This window comes from Pseudomonas abyssi (genome assembly GCF_002307495.1).
Classification (GTDB): Bacteria; Pseudomonadota; Gammaproteobacteria; order Pseudomonadales; family Pseudomonadaceae; genus Halopseudomonas; species Halopseudomonas abyssi.
The window spans coordinates 1-1,105 of the sequence record NZ_NTMR01000064.1 but is presented as its reverse complement, the minus strand read 5'-3'; the positions used below and the strand labels follow the sequence as shown (position 1 = coordinate 1,105).

Here is a 1,105-nt window from a genome sequence, read left to right as displayed (position 1 = left end):
GACCGGGCCATCCGTATGGTTTATGAGGTCCGGGAGTCCCACACATCGCAGTGGGCCGCCATTGAGGCCGTGGCCAGCAAGATCGGCTGCACCGCCCAGACGTTGAGCAGTTGGATTCGGAAGGCGGCTGCGCCTGCGGCCCCCTCCGCCTCGGGCACTGATGCCCGCGTCAAGGAACTGGAGCGCGAGGTTCGTGAGCTCAAGCGAGCCAACGAAATCCTCAAGGTCGCCAGCGCTTTTTTCGCCCAGGCGGAGCCCGACGGGCAGGCCATCCTGCGCCGTTTGAAGTGATCTGGCAGCTGATCGACAAGCACCGGCAAAGCTTTGGAGTCGAGCCACTGTGCCGCGTGTTGCAAGTGTCTCCATCGGCTTACCGGCGCCATGCTGCACGGCTACGTGACCGCTCACGACGCTCCGCCCGAGCGATCCGTGACGAGGAACTTGCTGTACAAATTCACCGTGTCTGGCAGGAAAACTACGAGGTCTACGGGGCTAGGAAAGTCTGGCGGCAGATGCATCGCGAACACCAGGTGGTTGCGCGCTGCACAGTGGAACGGTTGATGCGTGAAATGGGGCTCTGCGGCGTAACGCGGGGCAAAACGGTGAAAACCACACAAGCCGATCCTGACAATGCCAATCCCAGGGATCTGGTAAAGCGCCAGTTCACGGCCGAACGTCCCAATCAGCTCTGGGTCGCCGATTTCACATTCGTTTCAACCTGGCAGGGATTTGCTTATGTGGCGTTCATCGTCGATGTCTACTCACGGTTTATCGTAGGCTGGCGTGTCAGCCGACACATGCGCACAGAGTTTGTTCTGGATGCTCTGGAACAGGCGCTTCACACTCGTCGGCCTGAGCCCCACCGGCTGGTTCATCACAGCGATAGGGGCTCGCAATATCTGTCGATTCGCTACAGCGAGCGGCTGGGCGAAGCTGGCATCGAACCCTCGGTTGGCAATACCGGTGACAGCTACGACAACGCACTGGCAGAGACCATCAACGGCCTCCACAAGACCGAACTGATCCATAAGCGAGGGCCGTGGAAAAGCGTAGACAGTCTGGAGTGGGAAACGCTGAAGTGGGTGACCTGGTTCAACCATCAGCG

General features: G+C 59.9%; 1 pseudogene and 1 other annotated feature. The pseudogene reads left to right on the top strand.

The features are described 5' to 3' along the window. Positions 1 to 1,105: pseudogene (locus tag CNQ84_RS20225) on the top strand (IS3 family transposase); the annotation flags it as partial. After that, positions 234 to 365: a sequence feature (AL1L pseudoknot), on the top strand. Its footprint overlaps the pseudogene before it by 132 nt.